Below are 18074 nucleotides of genomic sequence, written 5' to 3' on the forward strand. Positions count from 1 at the left end.
CCCGAGGAAATTGGAGCACACGGTGAGTGAATTGATCGAGGCCGAGAAGGCCACCTATGACGTCGCCATCCTCGGCGCGGGTTTCGCCGGCTCGATGCTCGGCGCGATCCTGGCCCGCAACGGCGCGAAGGTGCTGCTGGTCGATGCCAAGGCGCACCCGAAGTTCGCGATCGGGGAGTCGACCATCCCCAACATGCTGGTGTCGCTGCGCACCATGTCCGAGCGGTACAAGGTGCCGGAGTTGATGACCCTGGCGACGCTGACCGCCTGCCAGAAGATCATCTCGCCCTGGCACGGCAAGAAGGACCACTTCGCCTTCCTCAACCACCAGGAGGGCAAGCCGCAGGACCCGAAGCAGGTCACGATGTTCAACTTCCCGAGCCTGCTGCACGAGACGCCGCACATGTACCGGCAGGACACCGACGCGTACCTGTTCCACGCGGCGATCAAGTACGGCTGCACGGCGCGGGTGAACTTCACGATCGCCGACGTCGACTTCGACGACTCCGGCGTGACGGTCAGTTCGACTCGGGGCGAGCAGTTCCGGAGCCGGTACGTCGTGGACGCCAGCGGTTACCGGTCTCCGCTGGCCGAGAAGTTCGGGCTGCGCGAGGACCCGTGCCGGTACAAGCACCACTCGCGGGCCGTCTGGAACCACATGATCGATCTCAAGACCACCGACGAGGTGTTCCAGCGCACCGGCGCGGACAAGCCGCCGGTGCCGTTCTACGAGGGCACCGTCCACCACCTGTTCCCGCGCGGCTGGTCGTGGGTGATCGCGTTCAACAACCACAAGGACTCGAAGAACCCGCTGTGCAGCGTGGGCCTCACGATGGACCCGCGGATGTATCCGAAGACGCCCGGCATGTCGCCGGAGGAGGACTTCTGGAAGCACATGCAGCGGTTCCCCGGCATGGCGGCGCAGTTCGAGGGCGCCCGGCCGATGCGGGAGTGGGTGGGCACGGACCGGGTGCAGTATTCGTCCAAGACCACCGTCGGTGACCGCTGGGTGCTGCTGGCCCACGCCGCGGCGTTCATCGACCCGCTGTTCTCCCGTGGTCTGTCCAACACCTGCGAGGCGGTCAACGTGCTGGCCTGGCGGATCCTGCGGGCGGTGGGGGACGACGACTTCTCGGCCGACCGGTTCGAGGGGGTGAACACCCGCCAGCAGGCGCTGTTCGACGGCAACGACAAGCTGGTCAACGCCGCGTACGCCTCGTTCGAGCACTACTCGCTCTGGACGGCCGTGTTCCGGATCTGGGCGTGGGGCTCGAACGCCGGCACCTTCCGGGCCCACGAGGCGTACCGCCGGTGGCGCTCCACCGGCGACGACCGGCATCTGAACGAGCTGGAAGAGGTGAAGAACCCGGGTCTGCACTGGTCCGACCACGAGGGCTACGGCGAGCTGTTCGAGGACATGGTCAAGCAGTGCGGTGACTTCGAGGCCGGCAAGATCACCGGCGACGAGGCGGCGGACGCCCTCTACGACCACCTCAACCGGGCGCCCTTCGTGCCGGACCACTGGGGCTGGAAGGACCGCCACCTGCGGTTCATCAACCCGACTCCGCTCAAGATCGGCCGGACGATGCTCTGGGCGGCGACCAAGGCGCCGCCGGACGTGCGACGGCTGATGCTCGGCTTCCTGCGCGAGGCCGGCAAGGAGCAGCTCATGGGCCGGAAGATCTTCTAGGAGACCGGATGACCACCATCGAACCCGACGCCCCGGTGTCGTACGACGTCGTGATCCTGGGCAGCCATCTGGCGACCGGCCTGCTCGCCACGGTACTGGCCAAGCAGGACCTGCGGGTCCTGCTCGTCGGCTCGCCCGACGACACGGTGCTGCCGTCGGGCGACAGCACCGTGCCGTACACGACCGCTGTGCTGCACCTGCTGGCCGAGCGGTTCGACGTGCCGGAGATCGCCTCCTTCGCGCACTTCGAGGACCTGCCGGACGCGGTGCGCCGGACCAGCGGGATCAAGAAGAGCCTCGCCTTCCTGCACCACACGGCGGGCCGCCGGCACGACCCGGCGCACGCCGTGCAGTTCCACGTGCCGGGCGAGCACAGCGAGTGGCACCTCTACCGGCCGGTCGTCGACGGGTACGCCCGGGAGTTGGCCGTGCGGTACGGCGCGACGGCGCTGCCGGAACGGGCGTCCACCACCGAGGTCCGGCTGTCCCCGGAGGCCGTACACCTGATCTTCGGCTCGGGACGGACGGTGACCGCGCGGTTCGTGGTGGACGCCCGCGACCAGGAGTCACCCCTGACGGCGACCGCCGAGGGTGATCCGAAGCCGCTGTTGCTGCGGTCGAAGATGATGCACGCCCACCTGCGCGGCGTCCGGCCGTTCGAGGAGTGCAGCCGGCTCGCCGACTACCACCGGGCGACGACCTGGTCGCGGGGGACCGTGCACCACCTCTTCGACGGCGGCTGGATCCAGGTGGTGGACTTCCGCAACCACGACGACGCGGCCAGCGACCTGTGCAGCGTGACGGTGGGGCTGGACCACGACCGGTTCGACGACCTGCCGGCGGACCCGGACGCCGCGTTCCGGGCGCTGGTCGCGCCCTTCCCGAGCCTGGCGGAGCAGTTCGCGTCCGCCACGGCAGAGGGCGGCTGGACCACCTCGCCGCACTGGCAGCGCCGGGCGGCGGTGACCCACGGGCCACGGTGGTTCGCCATGGAGCGATCGGCCTGCCGTACCGACGAGTTCCTGTCCCGGGACGTGACGATGACGGCGGAGATGGTCCACGCGCTCGGGGCCGCGCTGCCGCGAGCGCTCCGCGACGAGCCGGCGACGGGCGCGGTGCTGGCCGAGGCGGCGGCCTTCCAGGACGCGCTGATCGAGTTCAACGACCAGATCCTGGCCGCTGCCCGCACGGCCGCCGGCAGCTTCGCGTTGTGGAACGCGTACAGCCGGGTCTGGCTGCTCTGGCAGATCCTGGGCCACCTGTCGCTGAAGCGGGCCACCAACGATGCCCTGGTCGCCGGGACGTGGGACCCGGTCGAGCGGTTCGCCGACGGCGGACTGTGGTTCCGCACCCCGGACGGTCTGCGCCAGATGTTGGACTGGTTCTTCGAGGTGTTCGCCCGGGTCCGGGCCGGTGGGCTGCGGCAGGCCGAGGCGGCGGACATGATCTTCCGCGAGCTGCGCCGGGCGCGGTTCGTGCCGCCGCTGTACCGGTTCGGCGACCCGAACGCGCGGTACTACCACTTCACGATGCCCCGTCGGCTCCTCATGGTGGCCTGGGTCATGACGGTCGCGCCGGCGGACTTCAAGCGGCTGCTCACCAAGGACAACGTGACCGGCCGGCGGGATGACGCGCCGTCGCCGACCCGGGGGCGGTCGTCGGTCGACGACGGGCGGCTGGCAGCTCACGACGTCGAGCGCGCCGACGGCTCGGCCGCCGACGCGCCCGGCGTCACTCAGCCAGGTCGGCGGTGAGGTAGTGCTGGATCGTGCGACCCATCATCCGGGCCAGATCGTCGCGGTCGTGCCGGGACAGCTCGGTGCCGTCGATCAGGTAGCGGCACAGGGCCAGACCGATCACCTGGGACGCGGCGAGCGCCGCCCGCAGCTCGTGTCGGTCGGGGCTGACGCCCTCGGCCAAGGTGCCGAAGAAGGCCCGCACGAACTCGTCGCGCATCAGCTCGGCGATCTCATCACTGGTCAGCGAGGCGGACAGCCGGGCCCGGTAGGAGATCGTCGTACGAGGGCTGTCCCAGTGGGTGAGCAGGGCGGTCGCGGTGGCCCGACCGAGCCGGCGACGGCTGCCGGCCAGCAGCTGTTCGGCCAGCTCGACGGGGTTGCCGTCGACCTGCACCGCGTGGCGCAGGAGCTGCTCCTTGGAGCCGTAGTAGTGCCGCACGAGCCGCGGGTCGACACCCACGCGTCGGGCGACGCTGCGGATGCTCACCCCGGTCAGGCCGCACTCGGAGATCTCCCGCCGGGTGACGTCGAGGATCGCCTGTCGGATGCCGCTGCCACCGTCGAATCCCTGCTGCGTCGTCAAGGCAACCTCTTACGAGTTCCCGTACGCCCGAGCGCACGACCCGATCAAATCCCTGAGTCTAGACCTTTGAGGATATGTCAGTCCGGTCCGGGTTGCTCCTGCAAGCCGGTCAATCCGTCGCGCCGGTTCACCGCGCGGCCGAGGGGGCACCGTGGACTTCGCCTGGACGCCTGAACAGCGGGACGCTTACGACGAGGTGCGCGCGAGCGCCGAGCGGGCGTTCCCGCCCACCGCCGACGCCAGCCGGCTGCACGACCGCGAGGCCTGGCGGCGTCTCGGTCGGCTCGGGCTGCTCGGCCTCTGCATTCCCGCCGAGTACGGCGGCGGCGGGCTGGGCGCCCTGGACACCGCGCTGCGTGTCGAGGCGTTCGGTCGGGGGTGCGCGGACACGGGTCTGGTGTTCGCGGCCAGCGCGCACCAGTTCGCGTGCGCGGTGCCGATCGCCGGGTTCGGCACGCCGGAGGTGAAGAAGGGCCTCCTACCGCGGATCTGCTCGGGCGAGGTGGTGGCCGGCAACGCGATGACCGAGGCGGGCGCGGGGTCCGACGTCTCGCGGCTCGCCGTCACCGCGACGGAGACGGCGGACGGCTACCTGCTCAACGGCGAGAAGACGTTCGTGACCAACGGACCGGTGGCCGACGTGCTGGTGACCTACGCGACCACCGATCCGGCGGCCGCCCATCTCGGTGTCACCGCGTTCGTGCTGGACCGGGACACTCCCGGCCTGACGGTCAGCGAGCCGTTCGACAAGATGGGCCTCGTGTCGGCGCCGGCCGGCCGGGTGTCCTTTCAGGACTGCCTCGTGCCGGTGCAGCGGGTGCTGGGCGAGCCGGGCCAGGGCGCCGCGATCTTCCAGCACTCGATGCGCTGGGAGCGGGCCTGCCTGTTCGCCGGATATGTCGGTCTGCTGGACCGCCTGGTGGAACGCTGCGTCGAGCACGCGAGGACGCGCCGCCAGTTCGGCCGGCGCATCAGCGACTTCCAGGCGGTCGCGAACCGGATCGTCGAGATGAAGCTGCGGACGGAGTCGGCGCGGCTGTTGCTCTATCGCTGCTGCTGGGAGATGGACAACGGCGGCGGCTCGGAACTCAACGTGGCGTTGTCGAAGTTGGCCGTCTCGGAGGCGGCGGTCGCCGGGGCGCTCGACGCGGTGCGCCTGTTCGGTGGCCTCGGATACCTGCGTGACACCGGGATCGAGACCATGCTGCGCGACGCCGTCCCCAGCACGATCTTCTCCGGCACGTCGGACGTCCAACGGCTGCTCATCGCCCGCGAACTGGGCCTGTGAGGGCCGCGGCTTGACCAGGGAGGTGTCGACCGTGCGGGACGTGGACCAGTCCGACACGCCGGGTGGCGCGGGAATCCACGGCTACGTGGCCGAGTGGGCCCGCCGTACACCGGACGCGCCGGCGGTGATCGCGGACGACGGCCAGCTCTCGTACGCGGAGCTGGCGACGGCCGCGCGGCGCCTGGCGGCGGGGCTGGCGCGCGCGGGGGTGTCCCCGGGCGACCGGGTGGTGCTGTGGTCCGACAAGCGGGCCGACGCGGTGGCCGTCATGCAGGCGGCGCTGTCGTTGGGGGCGCCGTACGTCCCGGTGTCCGCGGCGAACCCGCCCGCCCGGGTGTGGCGCATCGCGGCCGACTGTGCGGCGACCGTCGTCGTGGCGGACGGTCCGGCCACGGACCGGGTCGCACGCGAGGGCGGTGTTCCGGACGGGCCACCGCTCGTGTCGCTTGACGAGTTGCAGCGGTTGGGGGCCGAGGGTGACCTTCCGCCGGTGCACCGACCGGCCCCGGACGAACCCGCGTACATCCTCTACACCTCCGGGTCGACGGGAGCCCCGAAGGGTGTCTGCCTGAGCCACCGCAACGCGGCGGCGTTCGTCGAGTGGGCCGGCGACCTGCTCGCCGTGTCGCCGCGGGACCGGCTGGCCAACCACGCCCCGTTCAACTTCGATCTGTCGGTCTTCGACCTCTACGCGGCGTTCCGCGCGGGCGCGTCGGTGCACCTCGTACCGGCCGAGCTGGCCTACGCGCCGGTGCAGCTGGCGCGGTTCGTACGCGACGAGGGCATCACCGTCTGGTACTCCGTGCCGTCCGCGCTGACCCTGATGATCCGGGACGGCGGGTTGCTGGACGGCCCGCCGCCGCCGGCCCTGCGGGCCTGCGTCTTCGCCGGTGAGGTGATGCCGATCCGGTACGTGCACGACCTCCGTGCCGCCTGGCCGGGCGTGCGGCTGCTCAACTGGTACGGGCCCACCGAGACCAACGTCTGCGCGTCGTACGAGGTGACCGACGCCGACGAGGGCCGCGACCGCCCGTTGCCGATCGGTCGACCGGCCAGCGGCGCGGTGCTGACCCTGGCCCCGGCGAGCCCCGACGGCGCGGGCGCCGCCGGTCGCGGCGACTGCCCGGAGGGCGAGATCGTGGCGGACGGGCCCACCGTGATGCTCGGCTACTGGGGGCGGGAGCCGCAGCGGGGACCCTATCGAACGGGTGATCTCGGGCGGATGTCGTCCGACGGCACGCTGGAATACCTGGGCCGCCGCGACGACATGGCCAAGGTGCGCGGCAACCGGGTGGAGCCCGGCGAGATCGAGGCCGTCCTCGCCGCGCATCCCGACGTCGCGGCGGCCGCGGTGGTCGTCGCCGGCGTCGGGCTCGCCGCGCGGCTGCACGCGGTCGTGGTGCCGGCGGGCGACCGTCGGCCCGGCCTGCTGGAGATCAAGCGCTGGTGCGCCGGGCAGCTGCCGACCTACATGATCGTCGACTCCGTCCAGGCGGCCACGAGCCTCCCGCTCACCCCGAACGGAAAGACCGATCGAGCCGCGCTGCTGGCGGCGATCGAAGGAGGTGGACCATTACTGGCACCGAACTAGTCAACGTGGAACCGAGTGCGTTCTTGGCGATCATGGGCTCGCTGGCCAGCGGCGTCAGCGTGGTGACCGCGCTCGACGCGTCCGGTCAGCCGCACGGCCTGACCTCGTCGTCGGTATGCAGCGTCTCCAAGGACCCGCCGCTGCTGTTGTTCTGCGTGCGGCAGGTGAGTTCGACCCTGGACGCCATCCGGGAGACCGGCGGATTCGCCGTCAACTTCCTCGACGCCGACGGCCACGAGGTCTCCGAACTGTTCGCCAGCTACAGCAGCGACAAGTTCGCCAATGTGGCCTGGCGGCCCGGCGACGTGGCCGGCATGCCACGGCTGGAACCCACCGTCGCCTTCACCGAGTGCGCGCTCCATGACGTGATCACCGCTGGTGATCACGTCATCGTGCTCGGCCGTCTCGTCGGCGGCGCGACGGCGTCGGACCGATTGCCGCTGGGCTATTGGCGCGGGACGTATGTCCGGGTCTCCCGCCCCCCTTACCAACGAGAGGAGCGCAACGGACATCGTCCCAGCGATCCTTCCCAGTCAATCCATCTCGAGTAGGGAAACAGAGTGGACAAGAACCAACCAGCGACCCACAGCGCGGCGTGGACATGGGTCGCGGCCCTGGTAGCCGTGTTCATGGTCGCGATCGACACCCTCGTCGTCACGACGACGCTGCCGGTCATCCGTACCGAACTCAACGCGAGCCTTGAAGATCTTGAATGGATCGTCAACGCGTACACGCTCACCTTCGCCGTCTTTCTGTTGACGGGCGCGGCGCTCGGTGACCGCTTCGGCCGGCGCAAGGTATTCACCATCGCGCTGCTGGTCTTCACCATTGCGTCCGGGCTGGCGGGTCTCGCCGACAACATCGAATTCCTGATCGCCGCACGCGCGGTGCAGGGCCTGGGTGCCGCGGTCGTCCTGCCGCTGACCCTCACGCTGTTGGCCAGTGTGGTGCCGGCACGTCAGCGCGGCCACGCGTTCGGGTTGTGGGGCGCGATGGTGGGTCTCGGTATCGCCCTCGGGCCGGTCATCGGCGGCGCGGTGACCGAAGCCTGGTCCTGGCAGTGGATCTTCTGGGTCAACGTGCCCATCGGTCTGCTGCTGCTGCCGGTGATGACGCGGGTCCGCGAGAGCCGTGGCGGCTACGGTCGCCTGGACCCGGTCGGCGTCGTCCTGGTCACCGCCGGCATGCTCGGCATCGTGTCCAGCCTCGTGCGGGGCAACAGCGCCGGCTGGGACAGCCCCTCCATCCTGGCGGGGTTCATCGTCGGCGGTCTCCTCCTGCTCGTGTTCGTCTTCTGGCAGTCGCGGGCGCGCACGCCGATGGTGCCGCTGTCGTTGTTCCGCAGCCGGGGCTTCAGTCTCACCATGGTGGCGACCATCATCATGCCGTTCGGCGTGTTCGGCGCCGTCTTCCTCGGCACCCAGTACCTGCAGAGCGTCCTCGGCTACTCCCCACTGGAGGCTGGCGTTCGCACGCTGCCGTGGACGGCCATGCCGATGATCGCGGCACCGATCTCGGGCATCCTGACCGACAAGATCGGCGGTAAGCCGCTGGTGATCCTGGGCCTGACGATGCAGGCCATCGGCGTGGGCTGGATCGGCTCGGTGGTCGGCGACCTGACGTACTCGAAGCTGGTGGTGCCGTTCGTCATCACCGGGCTCGGCCTGGGCATCTTCCTCGCGCCGATCGGCCGCCTGGCCTTCGGGTTCGCACCCGCCGAGTTGGAGGGCGTGGCGTCCGGTGTGTCCAACGCGATCCGGCAGACCGGCACCGTGATGGGCGTGTCGGTGGGCGGCGCGATCCTTGGCGCGAACGGCGGCTACGAGTCCGTGGCCACGTTCGTCAACGGCCTGGAGGAGGCCCACCTGGTGGCCGCCTGCGCGCTCGCTGCGGGTGCGGTCATCGCGCTGTTCATTCCGCACCTGCGCACACAGGGTCACGGCCACGCGGTCGAGGAAGAGGAGGAGGAGGTCCTCGCGGCGGGCGCCCCGACCTGAGCGATCCACGGGAATCGAGGCCCCGGCCCCGCGGTCGGGGCCTCGATCGCGCCAGGGGGGCTTGGCGCGATCGAATCCATCGATGGTGAGGTGGCTGACCACCGGTAGCTCGTGTCGCAATGTCGGCAGGCGCGATGGTGGGAGCTGGTTGCGTCGCGGAGGCGGCGGGCGCCGGCTCGACGTGCCCGGTCCGGGACGTCACGGCGCGGACCGCAGGGTCGTGGCGGGCTACATCGGCATTGGCGCACGTCAACCGGGCTGGCCGGTGGCGGCCGAATGCGGTGCTCGCATTCGGGTGCGACATCCCTGCCCGGCGCCTGATGCCCGATGAGACCTATTCGGTCCGTAACGGTCTGCAACCCGACCGGTGCCGCGTGATCGCCCACCCATTTAGGGGGGGACAGCGCGCCCGTCGGCAGGATAACATCCATCGATGAACTGGCGGTACGCTAATGGGGGATGGGGCCACCAGGGATATGAAGTCATCAGCGCTAGCGGTTACGGATGTCCAGGTACTCTTCTACGAGCCGGAAGGGCTGTTATTGACAGCGGGACTATTGCCGGCGGACGTAGGTGGGCACGAGTTCCGCGTAATGTTTCAATTAAGTTACCTGGGCAGTGGTGAGATTACGGCGCACGTCGGCTTCCAACAGTGCGACGGCACCGACAAGACGGCTCCCGAGTTCGTCACGGTGGAATTGCTGGGAGCGGGGCGACACCGTATGCCCATTATCTGGACGGCCTCGGCGTCGGTGCGCGCGGAGCAGGTGAACTGCCGGCTCATCATCTGGGGGGAACCCGACGGCGAGGACCTGTTGCGGGGGGAGTTGATCGCCGAGGTCTCCGGGCGGCTGCCGGTGTTGACGGCCAGTTGCCAGGCATCGGTGACGCAGGCGGAGCTGCCCACCCGGCAGCGGGTCGCCTAGACGGCTGGCTGCCCTTCGTCGTGGGCGGAGGGCAGCCAGCCTTCGGGGGTAGGCGACATGGCAGTCCCTTCGCGGGTCAGCGGCTCGTTCGATCGGCCGCACGGCTGGTGGGGCGAGTTATCGGGTCACGCCTGCGGTGAGCTGGCCTCCTGCTGCCACGGCCGTAGGCGGGGAATCCACGCCGGGACTGCGGCGCGGTAGGTGTCGTACGCGTCGCCGTATCGCCGGCGCAGACCGGGTTCCTCGTAGAACCGCACGAACGCGGCCTGGATGAGGGCGATGGCCAACCCGTACCACAGGAGCGCGGCCTGGCCGAAGATCAGTGCCTGGCCGAGGATGGCCGTCACCACCGCGACGTACATCGGGTTGCGGACGTACCGGTAGGGCCCGCCGATCACCAGGTGCTCGGTCGGCGCCACCGGGGCCGGAGTGCCCAGACCCTCCACGACGAAGCGCACGAACGACTGTAGGAGAAACGCCACCGCGACGACCAGCATCAGCGCGCCGAGGACTCGTACCGGCTGGTAGTAGGCGAACGGCTTTTCGACCTCCCAGTCGGAAATCCACCATGGACCGAGACCGGCGACCACACCCGGCGCGGCGCAAAAGAAGACAAGACTTCCGACGACGGCCCGTGTTCGTAGCACTGCGCCATGCTACGGCCCGTGCGGGGCACCATGTCAAGGCATCGTTACGTACTGTTGTCGTTGCCTGTCTGTAGAACCTCCGTATTTCCGCACGTAGGAAGGCGATACTATGGCGTTTGCCCCCATACGATGAATAGGGCATGCGATGAACTGGGAAAGGTGAACTTGTGGGCGCGGAGGTGTCCCCGAACGGTGCTCCACGACGACGGACGGGGCGACGTGTCGGGCCGACGGTGAGCCATCAGCTCATCCTCGAGATCGCTCGTGGCCAGTTCGCGGAGCGGGGCTACGAGGGCACTACGGTGCGCACCATCGCCCAGGAGGCGGGCGTCGACAGCGCGCTGGTGCACCACTTCTTCCTCACCAAGGAAGGCCTGTTCGAGGCGGCGGTGCGTGGCGCCCTGCGGCCGCCGGATCTGGTGGAGCGGGCGATGAAGGGCCCCCGTGGCCAGGTCGGCCGGCGTGCCGTCGAACTGTTCTTCAGTCACTGGGACGAGCCCGACACGGCGGCGCGGCTCGGTGGCATCCTCCGGTCGATGACGGCCAACGACATGGCGGCGGACGCCGTCCGTAACTTCCTCGGCGACCAGGTGATCCTCCCGCTGGCCCGGGCCCTGGGCCACTCCCAGCCGGAGCTGCGCGCCGCCATGGTCGGCTCGCACCTGATCGGTCTCGCCACCACCCGGTACGTCTTCCGCGTTCCGGCGATCGTCGAGCTCAGCGCCGCCGCTCTGGCCGCGGGCACGGGCAAGGCCATCCAGACCTACCTCACGGGCGTCCTGGCCTGATTGGTCCGCCCTCGGCGGGCGGGCTCCACCGTCGTCGCGCCAGTGGTCGACGTCGATCCCTGCACGGCATCCCCTTGACGAACCCGCGTGGGCTTCTAGAATTCATCGAGCAGGGATGTCATCAGAGGGGGAAGAGTCGGTGGGTTTCCCGGCCTCCCGGATGACGCCCCACGGGGGAGACCACGTCCGGCGACCTGGGAGGGGTTTGTGCCGACAGACCAACGCGACGAGATACTCGGCCAACTGATGGTGTACGTGCGCCACGAACTGATTGGCGACCAGGACGAGGCGGTCACCGGAGTCGACCTGCGCCCCGACTCGCCACTGCTGGAGTGGGGCGTTCTGAACTCACTGAACACGGCTCGGCTCATCGCGTTCGTCCGGGCGGAGCTCGACGTCGACGTGCCGCCTTCGCACATCACGGGACGACACTTCCGCAGTCTCGACACCATCACCGACCTGATCCTGTCGTTGCCCCGCGCCTGACAGGCCTGCCGAGGAGGCGTCATGAACACCAAGCCAGCAGAGTGGGACATCGGCATCATCGGTGGCGGGCCCGCCGGGTCCACGGCCGCCGCCTACCTGGCCAAGGCGGGGCTCTCCGTCGTGGTCTTCGAGAGCGCGCACTTCCCCCGCGAGCACGTGGGCGAGTCGTTGGTCCCGGCCACCACGCCGGTGCTGTTGGAGACCGGGGCGATGGCGGCCGTCGAGGCGGCCGGCTTCCCGCGCAAGTTCGGCGCGGCGTGGACGTCGGCCGAGTCGCGGCCGGTGAGCCACATGGGCTTCTCCAACCTCACCCACGACTTCCGGCTCGCCGAGGTCATGTTCAACGAGCGGGATCAGGCCGGCGTCGACCGCGATTACACGTTCCACGTCGACCGGGGCAAGTTCGACCAGATCCTGCTGGAGAACGCGGCGAGTCTCGGCGCGGAGGTTCATCACGGCGTGCGGGTCAACCGCGTCGACTTCGAGGGCGAACACCCCGTGCTGCACACCCGGTCCGCGGACGGGCAACGCGAGGTGCCGGTGCGGATGGTGATCGACGCCAGTGGCCGGAACACCACGCTGGGCAGTCAGCTCAAGGTGAAGGTCGCCGACTCGGTCTTCAACCAGTACGCGATCCACACCTGGTTCGACGGCTTCGATCGACAGGCGCTCTCGGCCGAGCAGGCGAAGTCCGACTTCATCTTCATCCACTTCCTGCCGCTGACCGACAGCTGGGTGTGGCAGATCCCCATCACCGAGACGATCACGTCGATCGGCGTCGTCACCCAGAAGAGCCGGTTCGCCGAGGCGGCCCGGGAGGATCTCGAAGGGTTCTTCTGGGAGTGCGTGGGCAGCCGGCCCGAGCTGGAGGCGGCCCTGCGCAGCTCGAAGCAGGTGCGGCCGTTCAAGGCCGAGGGCGACTACAGCTACGCGATGAAGCAGATCTGCGGCGACAACTTCGTCATGATCGGCGACGCCGCCCGCTTCGTGGATCCCATCTTCTCCACCGGCGTCAGCATCGCGCTCAACAGCGCCCGGCTGGCCTGTAACGACATCATCGCCGCCGCCGAGGCGGGCGACTTCAAGCGCGAGCGGTTCGCCACGTACGAGATGCTGCTGCGGCGCGGCGTCCGCAACTGGTACGAGTTCATCTCGGCCTACTACCGGCTCAACATCCTGTTCACCGCGTTCGTCCAGGACCCGCGGTATCGCCTCGACGTGCTGAAGATGTTGCAGGGCAACATGTACGACGAGGCCGAGCCCAAGGCGCTCGTCGAGATGCGGAACGTCATCCGGGCCGTTGAGCAGGACCCCGAACACCTCTGGCATCCGTATCTCGGTGAGCTGTCGGCTCCGACGGCGGCTCCCATCTTCTGACCACAAGGGGGCCGTGCGGCCCCGGTAGGGGGGACATCAGTGAGCGTGGGCAGCAGTGTGTTCAGCGACCTGGCTGTGCACCACGTCGAATTCCACGTGACCGACGCGGTCTGGGCCGCACGCGAGCTCGCCGCACAGTACGGCTTCGCCGTCGCCGGTTCGCGCCGCGACGAGGACCACGTGTCGGTGGCACTGCGGCAGGGTTCGACGGTTCTCGTGGTCACCGAGGGGCTCACCGACGCGCACCCGGCGAGCCTGTACGTGCAGCTGCACGGCGACGGCGTGGCCGACCTGGCGATGCGTACCCCGGATGCCCGGGCGGCGTTCGAGGTCGCGGTGTCCCGCGGCGCGCGGGCGGTGGCCGAGCCTGCCGCCCGCGACGGGTTCGTCACGGCCACGGTGGGCGGCTTCGGCGACGTGACGCACACGTTCGTCCAGCCACCCGAGGGGTCGGCCGGTCCGGTGCTGCCCGGCCTGACGCCCGGTCTTCCGGACGGGCACCTGCCGGAGGCGGGGCCGGCTCTGGGCCTGGGTGTGGTCGACCACCTCGCCGTCTGCCTCGAGGCGGGCACGCTCGACCCGACCGTCGACTTCTACCGCACGGTGCTGGATTTCGACATGACGTTCGAGGAGCACATCCTCGTCGGCAACCAGGCGATGTTCTCCAAGGTGGTGCAGAGCCCGTCGCGGTTGGTCACGCTCACGCTCATCGAACCGGACGCCTCGGCCGCCGCCGGGCAGATCGACGACTTCCTCAAGGGACACGGTGGCCCCGGTGTGCAGCACGTGGCGCTGTGCTCGCCGGACATCGTGTCGGCGATCTCGGCGCTGACCGATCGGGGTGTGGAGTTCCTGCGTACGCCGGAGGCCTACTACGACCTGCTCGGCCAGCGACTCGACCTCGCCCGGTACGACGTGGACCAGCTGCGCTCGCGCAACATCCTGGTCGACGAGGACCACGACGGCCAGCTGTTCCAGATCTTCGCCAGGTCCACCCATCCGCGCCGGACGTTCTTCTTCGAGGTCATCGAGCGGCTGGGTGCGCGCACCTTCGGCACCGGGAACATCCGGGCGCTGTACGAGGCGGTCGAGGCGGAGCGGACCAAGACCCACGACGTCCTGTGACCACCATCGCGGCCCAGGGAACCGACCTCGCCGGCCTGCTCTGCCTCGACGACGTGGCGTCGGCGGCGCGGCGGGTGCTGACCGAGCCCGTCTGGGACTACGTGGCCGGGGGCAGCGGCACCGAGTCGACGCTGCGCGACAACCGGGAAGCGTTCGACCGGGTGCACCTGGTCCCACGGGTGCTGGTGGGTGCGGAGACCTGCGACCTCGGCACGGAGTTGCTGGGCACGCCGATGGGTCTGCCCGTCGGGGTGGCGCCGATGGCCTACCAGCGGCTCCTGCACCCGGACGGTGAGGTAGCGCTCGCCGAGGCGGCCCGGGACGAGGGCGCGGTCTTCGTCGCCAGCATGCTCAGCAGCGAGCCGGTCGAGCGGATCGCCGCCACCCGGGCGGAGGTTTGGATGCAGCTCTACTGGCTGCGCGACCGCGGGCTGGTCGCCGACCTGGTGGCCCGCGCCGAGGCCGCTGGCTGCCGGGCTCTCATGCTGACGGTCGACGTGCCCCGAATGGGTCGGCGCCTGCGGGACATGCGGTCCGGGTTCACGCTGCCCGACGACGTGGTGGCCGCCAACCTGCCGCCGGAGGTCGGCGCGCCCGCGCACTCCGGCGGTCTGCACAGTTCGGCGCTGATGGTGCACACCGGCCTCGCGTTCGACCCGAGGTTGTCCTGGCGGGATCTGGACTGGCTGCGGCGACGGACGCGTCTGCCGATCATCGTGAAGGGCGTCCTGCACCCGGACGACGCGGTGCGCGCGACGGACCTCGGGGCGGACGCGGTCGTGGTGTCCAACCACGGCGGCCGCCAGCTCGACGGCGCCGTGCCCAGCATCGCGGCGCTGGAGCCGGTGGTCGCGGCCGTGGCCGACCGGTGCGCGGTGCTCCTGGACAGCGGCGTCCGCAGCGGCGTGGACGTGGCGCGGGCGCTGGCCCTCGGCGCGTCCGCGGTGCTGGTGGGCCGGCCCGCTCTCTGGGGGTTGGCGGTGGGTGGCCGGGCCGGGGCCCGCCGGGTGCTCTCGTTGCTGCGGGCCGAGTTGGAGGATGCGATGGCGATGATGGGCTGCGCCGACCTGCGGGCGTTGGGCCACGGCACCACCGTGGCCGGTGACGGGCCGGTGTCGACGCGGCGGGGCCGGGCGTCCGGTGACGCCCTCGCGGGATGGTCCCCGTGACCGGCCGGACGGGGACGACCACGGTGGGCGCCCGCGCGCCGATCGCGCTGGCCGACCTGCACGGTTCGCTGGCCGACCCGGTGCTCGACTCGATGACCTTCCTCAACGAGATCGCCGGTCGATTCCCGGACGCGGTGTCGTTCGCGGCCGGCCGGCCGTACGAGGAGTTCTTCGAGGTCGAGGCGGTGCATCGCTACCTGCGCCGCTACTGCGACCACCTGCGGGACGAGCACGGGTTGAGCGAGCGTCAGGTCAACCGCACGCTGTTGCAGTACGGGCGGACCAAGGGCATCGTGCACGACCTGGTGGCCCGCAACCTGTCCGTCGACGAGGGGATGGACGTCGACCCGGAGTCCGTCGTGGTGACGGTGGGCGCGCAGGAGGGCATGTTCCTCGTGTTGCGGGCGTTGCGGACCGACCCCCGCGATGTGCTGCTGGCCGTCTCGCCGAACTACGTGGGCATTCGCGGGGCCGCGTCGCTCGTCGACATGACCACGCTGCCGGTGCGCGACGGCTCGCGCGGCATCGACCTGGCCGACCTCGCCCGGGTGGTACGCGACGCCCGGGCGGCCGGGCAGCGCCCCCGCGCGCTGTACCTCGTGCCCGACTTCGCCAACCCGGCCGGGGCGAGCCTGGACACCGAGACCCGGGTGGCCGTGCTGCGCGCGGCCGCCGAACACGACCTGCTGATCATCGAGGACAACCCGTACGGGCTGTTCCACGCCGGTGGCGACCGCCCGGCCACGCTCAAGGCCATGGACGACGAGCGTCGGGTCGTCTATCTCGGCTCGTTCGCCAAGACCGGGATGCCTGGCGCCCGGGTGGGTTACGTGGTCGCCGACCAGTCGGTGGCCGGCCCCGGGGGAACGGGCCTGCTGGCCGACGAGCTGTCGAAGATCAAGAGCATGGTGACCGTCAACACCTCACCGCTGGCGCAGGCGATCATCGCCGGCAAGTTGCTGGAGCACGACTGCAGTCTGGTCCGCGCCAACGAGCGCGAGGCCGGCGCGTACCGGCGCAATCTGCGGCACGTGCTGGACGGCCTGGCCGCGCGCTTCGGGCCGGGCGCCGGCGTTTCCTGGAACACCCCCGGCGGCGGCTTCTTCCTCGTGGTGACGGTGCCGTTCGTGGTGGACGACGCGCTGCTGGAGCGCTCCGCCCGCGACTTCGGTGTGTTGTGGACGCCGATGCACCACTTCTACGCCGACGGAGGTGGACGTCACCAGCTCCGCCTGTCGGTCAGCCTGCTGGAGCCACCGCAGATCGAGCAGGGGCTCGACCGACTGGCGGCCCTGATCACGGAGATGAGGCCGCTATGAACGCACCCATCATGCCGCTGGCTGGCGGACAGGTCGTGATCCTGCTCGTCCAGATCGCGTCCCTGCTCCTGCTCGGCCTCGGCCTGGGCCGGTTGGTGGCGCGGTTCGGCCTGCCCCCGATCGTCGGCGAGCTGATGGCCGGCGTGGTGCTCGGGCCGTCGCTGCTCGGCCACGCCGCTCCGGCGGTGCACGACTGGCTGTTCCCCGCCGACCCGGCGCAGATGCACCTGCTGGACGCGGTCGCCCAGATCGGCGTCCTGCTGCTGGTGGGGGTGGCCGGCATCGAGTTGGACACCCGGATCGTGCGCCGCCGTGGCACCTCGGCTCTCCGGATCAGCCTGGGCGGTCTGCTCATCCCGATCGGCTTCGGCATCCTGATCGGTTACCTGGCACCGGCCGTCCTCGTGCCGGACACCACCGAACGTCCGGTGTTCGCGCTGTTCCTCGCCGTCGCCATGTGCGTGACGGCGATCCCCGTGATCGCCAAGACGCTGGCGGACATGAAGCTCATCCACCGCGACGTCGGGCAATTGATCATGACGTCCGGCATGGTCGACGACGCCGTGGGCTGGTTCCTGTTGTCGGTCGTGTCGGCCATGGCGACCGTCGGCGTGCGCGCGGGTCAGGTCGCGCTGTCCCTGCTGCTGCTGGTGGCGTTCGTGGTCGCCGCGATAGTCGTCGGCCGACCGCTGGTGAGTGGAGCGTTGCGCCTCGCCGGCCGGTCCACCGAGACCGGGCCGACAATCGTCACGGCCGTGATCATCGTCCTCGCCGGCGCGGCGATCACCCAGTCGCTGCACATGGAGGCGGTGTTCGGCGCGTTCGTCGCCGGCATCCTCGTCGGGCAGGCGATCCGGGATCGACGGGCGGTGCTGGCTCCCCTGCGGACCGTCGTGCTCACCGTGCTGGCGCCGATCTTCCTGGCCTCCGCCGGCCTGCGGATGGACCTCGGCGTGCTGCTCGACCGCGACGTGGCGATCGCTGCCTTCGTGGTCCTCGCGGCGGCGATCCTCGGCAAGTTCACGGGCGCGTACCTCGGTGCGCGATCCAGCCGGCTCGGCCACTGGGAGTCCCTGGCCGTCGGCGCCGGCATGAACGCCCGGGGCGTCGTCGAGATCGTCGTCGCCATGGTGGGGCTGCGCCTCGGCGTCCTGGACATCGCCACCTTCACGATCATCGCCCTCGTCGCCATCGTCACGTCGATGATGGCGCCGCCACTGCTGCGCCTGGCGATGTCCCGGGTCGCGCACAGCGCCGACGAACTCCTGCGCAAGGCCGACCACGAGGAGCAGTGGTCGACCGGACCGGCCGTCCGGCCGGCGGGCACGGGCGCCCCACCGGCGGCCTAG

Annotated in this window: 15 protein-coding genes and 1 pseudogene; 14 read left to right on the top strand and 2 right to left on the bottom strand. The window is 70.2% G+C overall.

Translation table 11 applies throughout. The features are described from left to right. Nucleotides 1–22 precede the first annotated feature (22 nt). Together ACIA3K_RS20965 and ACIA3K_RS20970 are read left to right on the top strand one after the other, a co-directional pair. Complete coding sequence (locus tag ACIA3K_RS20965; RefSeq protein WP_396803041.1) at nt 23–1690, top strand: NAD(P)/FAD-dependent oxidoreductase; 1668 nt, start codon at nt 23–25, stop codon at nt 1688–1690. Between the two features lie 8 nt (nt 1691–1698). After that, nucleotides 1699–3444 carry an NAD(P)/FAD-dependent oxidoreductase gene (locus ACIA3K_RS20970; RefSeq protein ID WP_396803042.1) on the top strand — a complete coding sequence of 582 codons (1746 nt, stop codon included), beginning with the start codon at nt 1699–1701 and terminating at the stop codon, nt 3442–3444. Here the strand turns inward: ACIA3K_RS20970 and ACIA3K_RS20975 are convergent. Beyond that, nucleotides 3422–4012, bottom strand: coding sequence for a TetR family transcriptional regulator (locus tag ACIA3K_RS20975; RefSeq protein ID WP_355047930.1), 591 nt, complete (start codon nt 4010–4012; stop codon nt 3422–3424). The genes ACIA3K_RS20970 and ACIA3K_RS20975 overlap by 23 nt on opposite strands. Before the next feature lie 151 nt (nt 4013–4163). Here ACIA3K_RS20975 and ACIA3K_RS20980 point away from each other — a divergent pair, with 151 nt between their 5' ends. From ACIA3K_RS20980 to ACIA3K_RS21000, 5 genes are all read left to right on the top strand, one after another. After that, nucleotides 4164–5300 (top strand): acyl-CoA dehydrogenase family protein, encoded by a 1137-nt coding sequence (locus ACIA3K_RS20980; RefSeq protein WP_396803044.1) that lies wholly within the window; start codon nt 4164–4166, stop codon nt 5298–5300. A gap of 31 nt (nt 5301–5331) precedes the next feature. After that, nucleotides 5332–6891 carry an AMP-binding protein gene (locus ACIA3K_RS20985; protein WP_396803045.1) on the top strand — a complete coding sequence of 520 codons (1560 nt, stop codon included), beginning with the start codon at nt 5332–5334 and terminating at the stop codon, nt 6889–6891. 32 nt (nt 6892–6923) lie between these two features. Then, nucleotides 6924–7442 carry a flavin reductase family protein gene (locus tag ACIA3K_RS20990; protein WP_396803304.1) on the top strand — a complete coding sequence of 173 codons (519 nt, stop codon included), beginning with the start codon at nt 6924–6926 and terminating at the stop codon, nt 7440–7442. A 9-nt stretch (nt 7443–7451) separates the two neighbouring features. After that, nucleotides 7452–8888, top strand: coding sequence for a DHA2 family efflux MFS transporter permease subunit (locus tag ACIA3K_RS20995; RefSeq protein ID WP_396803047.1), 1437 nt, complete (start codon nt 7452–7454; stop codon nt 8886–8888). Between the two features lie 722 nt (nt 8889–9610). Continuing rightward, nucleotides 9611–9814 (top strand): hypothetical protein, encoded by a 204-nt coding sequence (locus ACIA3K_RS21000; RefSeq protein WP_396803049.1) that lies wholly within the window; start codon nt 9611–9613, stop codon nt 9812–9814. A 125-nt stretch (nt 9815–9939) separates the two neighbouring features. Here the strand turns inward: ACIA3K_RS21000 and ACIA3K_RS21005 are convergent, their stop codons facing one another. Continuing rightward, nucleotides 9940–10461 (bottom strand): methyltransferase family protein, encoded by a 522-nt coding sequence (locus ACIA3K_RS21005; RefSeq protein WP_396803050.1) that lies wholly within the window; start codon nt 10459–10461, stop codon nt 9940–9942. Nucleotides 10462–10694: 233 nt separating this feature from the next. Here ACIA3K_RS21005 and ACIA3K_RS21010 point away from each other — a divergent pair, with 233 nt between their 5' ends. The 7 genes and pseudogenes from ACIA3K_RS21010 (at nt 10695) to ACIA3K_RS21040 (ending at nt 18074) form a co-directional block, all read left to right on the top strand. Continuing rightward, nucleotides 10695–11249 (top strand): TetR family transcriptional regulator, encoded by a 555-nt coding sequence (locus ACIA3K_RS21010; RefSeq protein WP_396803052.1) that lies wholly within the window; start codon nt 10695–10697, stop codon nt 11247–11249. A 207-nt stretch (nt 11250–11456) separates the two neighbouring features. Continuing rightward, entirely contained in the window at nt 11457–11735 is a 279-nt protein-coding gene (locus ACIA3K_RS21015) for a phosphopantetheine-binding protein (RefSeq protein WP_355047938.1), read from the top strand. A 21-nt stretch (nt 11736–11756) separates the two neighbouring features. Further along, on the top strand, nt 11757–13112 hold the full coding sequence (locus tag ACIA3K_RS21020) for an NAD(P)/FAD-dependent oxidoreductase (protein WP_396803053.1): 1356 nt from the start codon (nt 11757–11759) through the stop codon (nt 13110–13112). A 45-nt stretch (nt 13113–13157) separates the two neighbouring features. After that, entirely contained in the window at nt 13158–14237 is a 1080-nt protein-coding gene (gene hppD, locus ACIA3K_RS21025) for a 4-hydroxyphenylpyruvate dioxygenase (RefSeq protein ID WP_396803054.1), read from the top strand. Nucleotides 14238–14242: 5 nt separating this feature from the next. Then, nucleotides 14243–15313, top strand: a pseudogene (locus ACIA3K_RS21030) (alpha-hydroxy acid oxidase); the annotation flags it as partial. Between the two features lie 89 nt (nt 15314–15402). After that, a complete protein-coding gene (locus tag ACIA3K_RS21035) occupies nt 15403–16725 on the top strand; it encodes a PLP-dependent aminotransferase family protein (protein WP_396803056.1) in 1323 nt (440 codons plus the stop codon). Beyond that, nucleotides 16722–18074, top strand: a complete 1353-nt coding sequence (locus tag ACIA3K_RS21040; protein WP_355047941.1) for a cation:proton antiporter — start codon at nt 16722–16724, stop codon at nt 18072–18074. Before ACIA3K_RS21035 ends, ACIA3K_RS21040 begins: the two co-directional genes overlap by 4 nt.

It is taken from the genome of Micromonospora sp. NPDC051543, from assembly GCF_044454415.1.
Classification (GTDB): Bacteria; Actinomycetota; Actinomycetes; order Mycobacteriales; family Micromonosporaceae; genus Micromonospora.

What these genes read in the sequence shown, in the direction of transcription:
- ACIA3K_RS20970 (WP_396803042.1), top strand. Translation starts at nt 1,699, where the DNA reads ATGACCACCATCGAACCCGACGCCCCGGTGTCGTACGACGTCGTGATC.
- ACIA3K_RS20990 (WP_396803304.1), top strand. Translation starts at nt 6,924, where the DNA reads ATGGGCTCGCTGGCCAGCGGCGTCAGCGTGGTGACCGCGCTCGACGCG.
- ACIA3K_RS21000 (WP_396803049.1), top strand. Translation starts at nt 9,611, where the DNA reads ATGCCCATTATCTGGACGGCCTCGGCGTCGGTGCGCGCGGAGCAGGTG.
- ACIA3K_RS21020 (WP_396803053.1), top strand. Translation starts at nt 11,757, where the DNA reads ATGAACACCAAGCCAGCAGAGTGGGACATCGGCATCATCGGTGGCGGG.
- ACIA3K_RS21040 (WP_355047941.1), top strand. Translation starts at nt 16,722, where the DNA reads ATGAACGCACCCATCATGCCGCTGGCTGGCGGACAGGTCGTGATCCTG.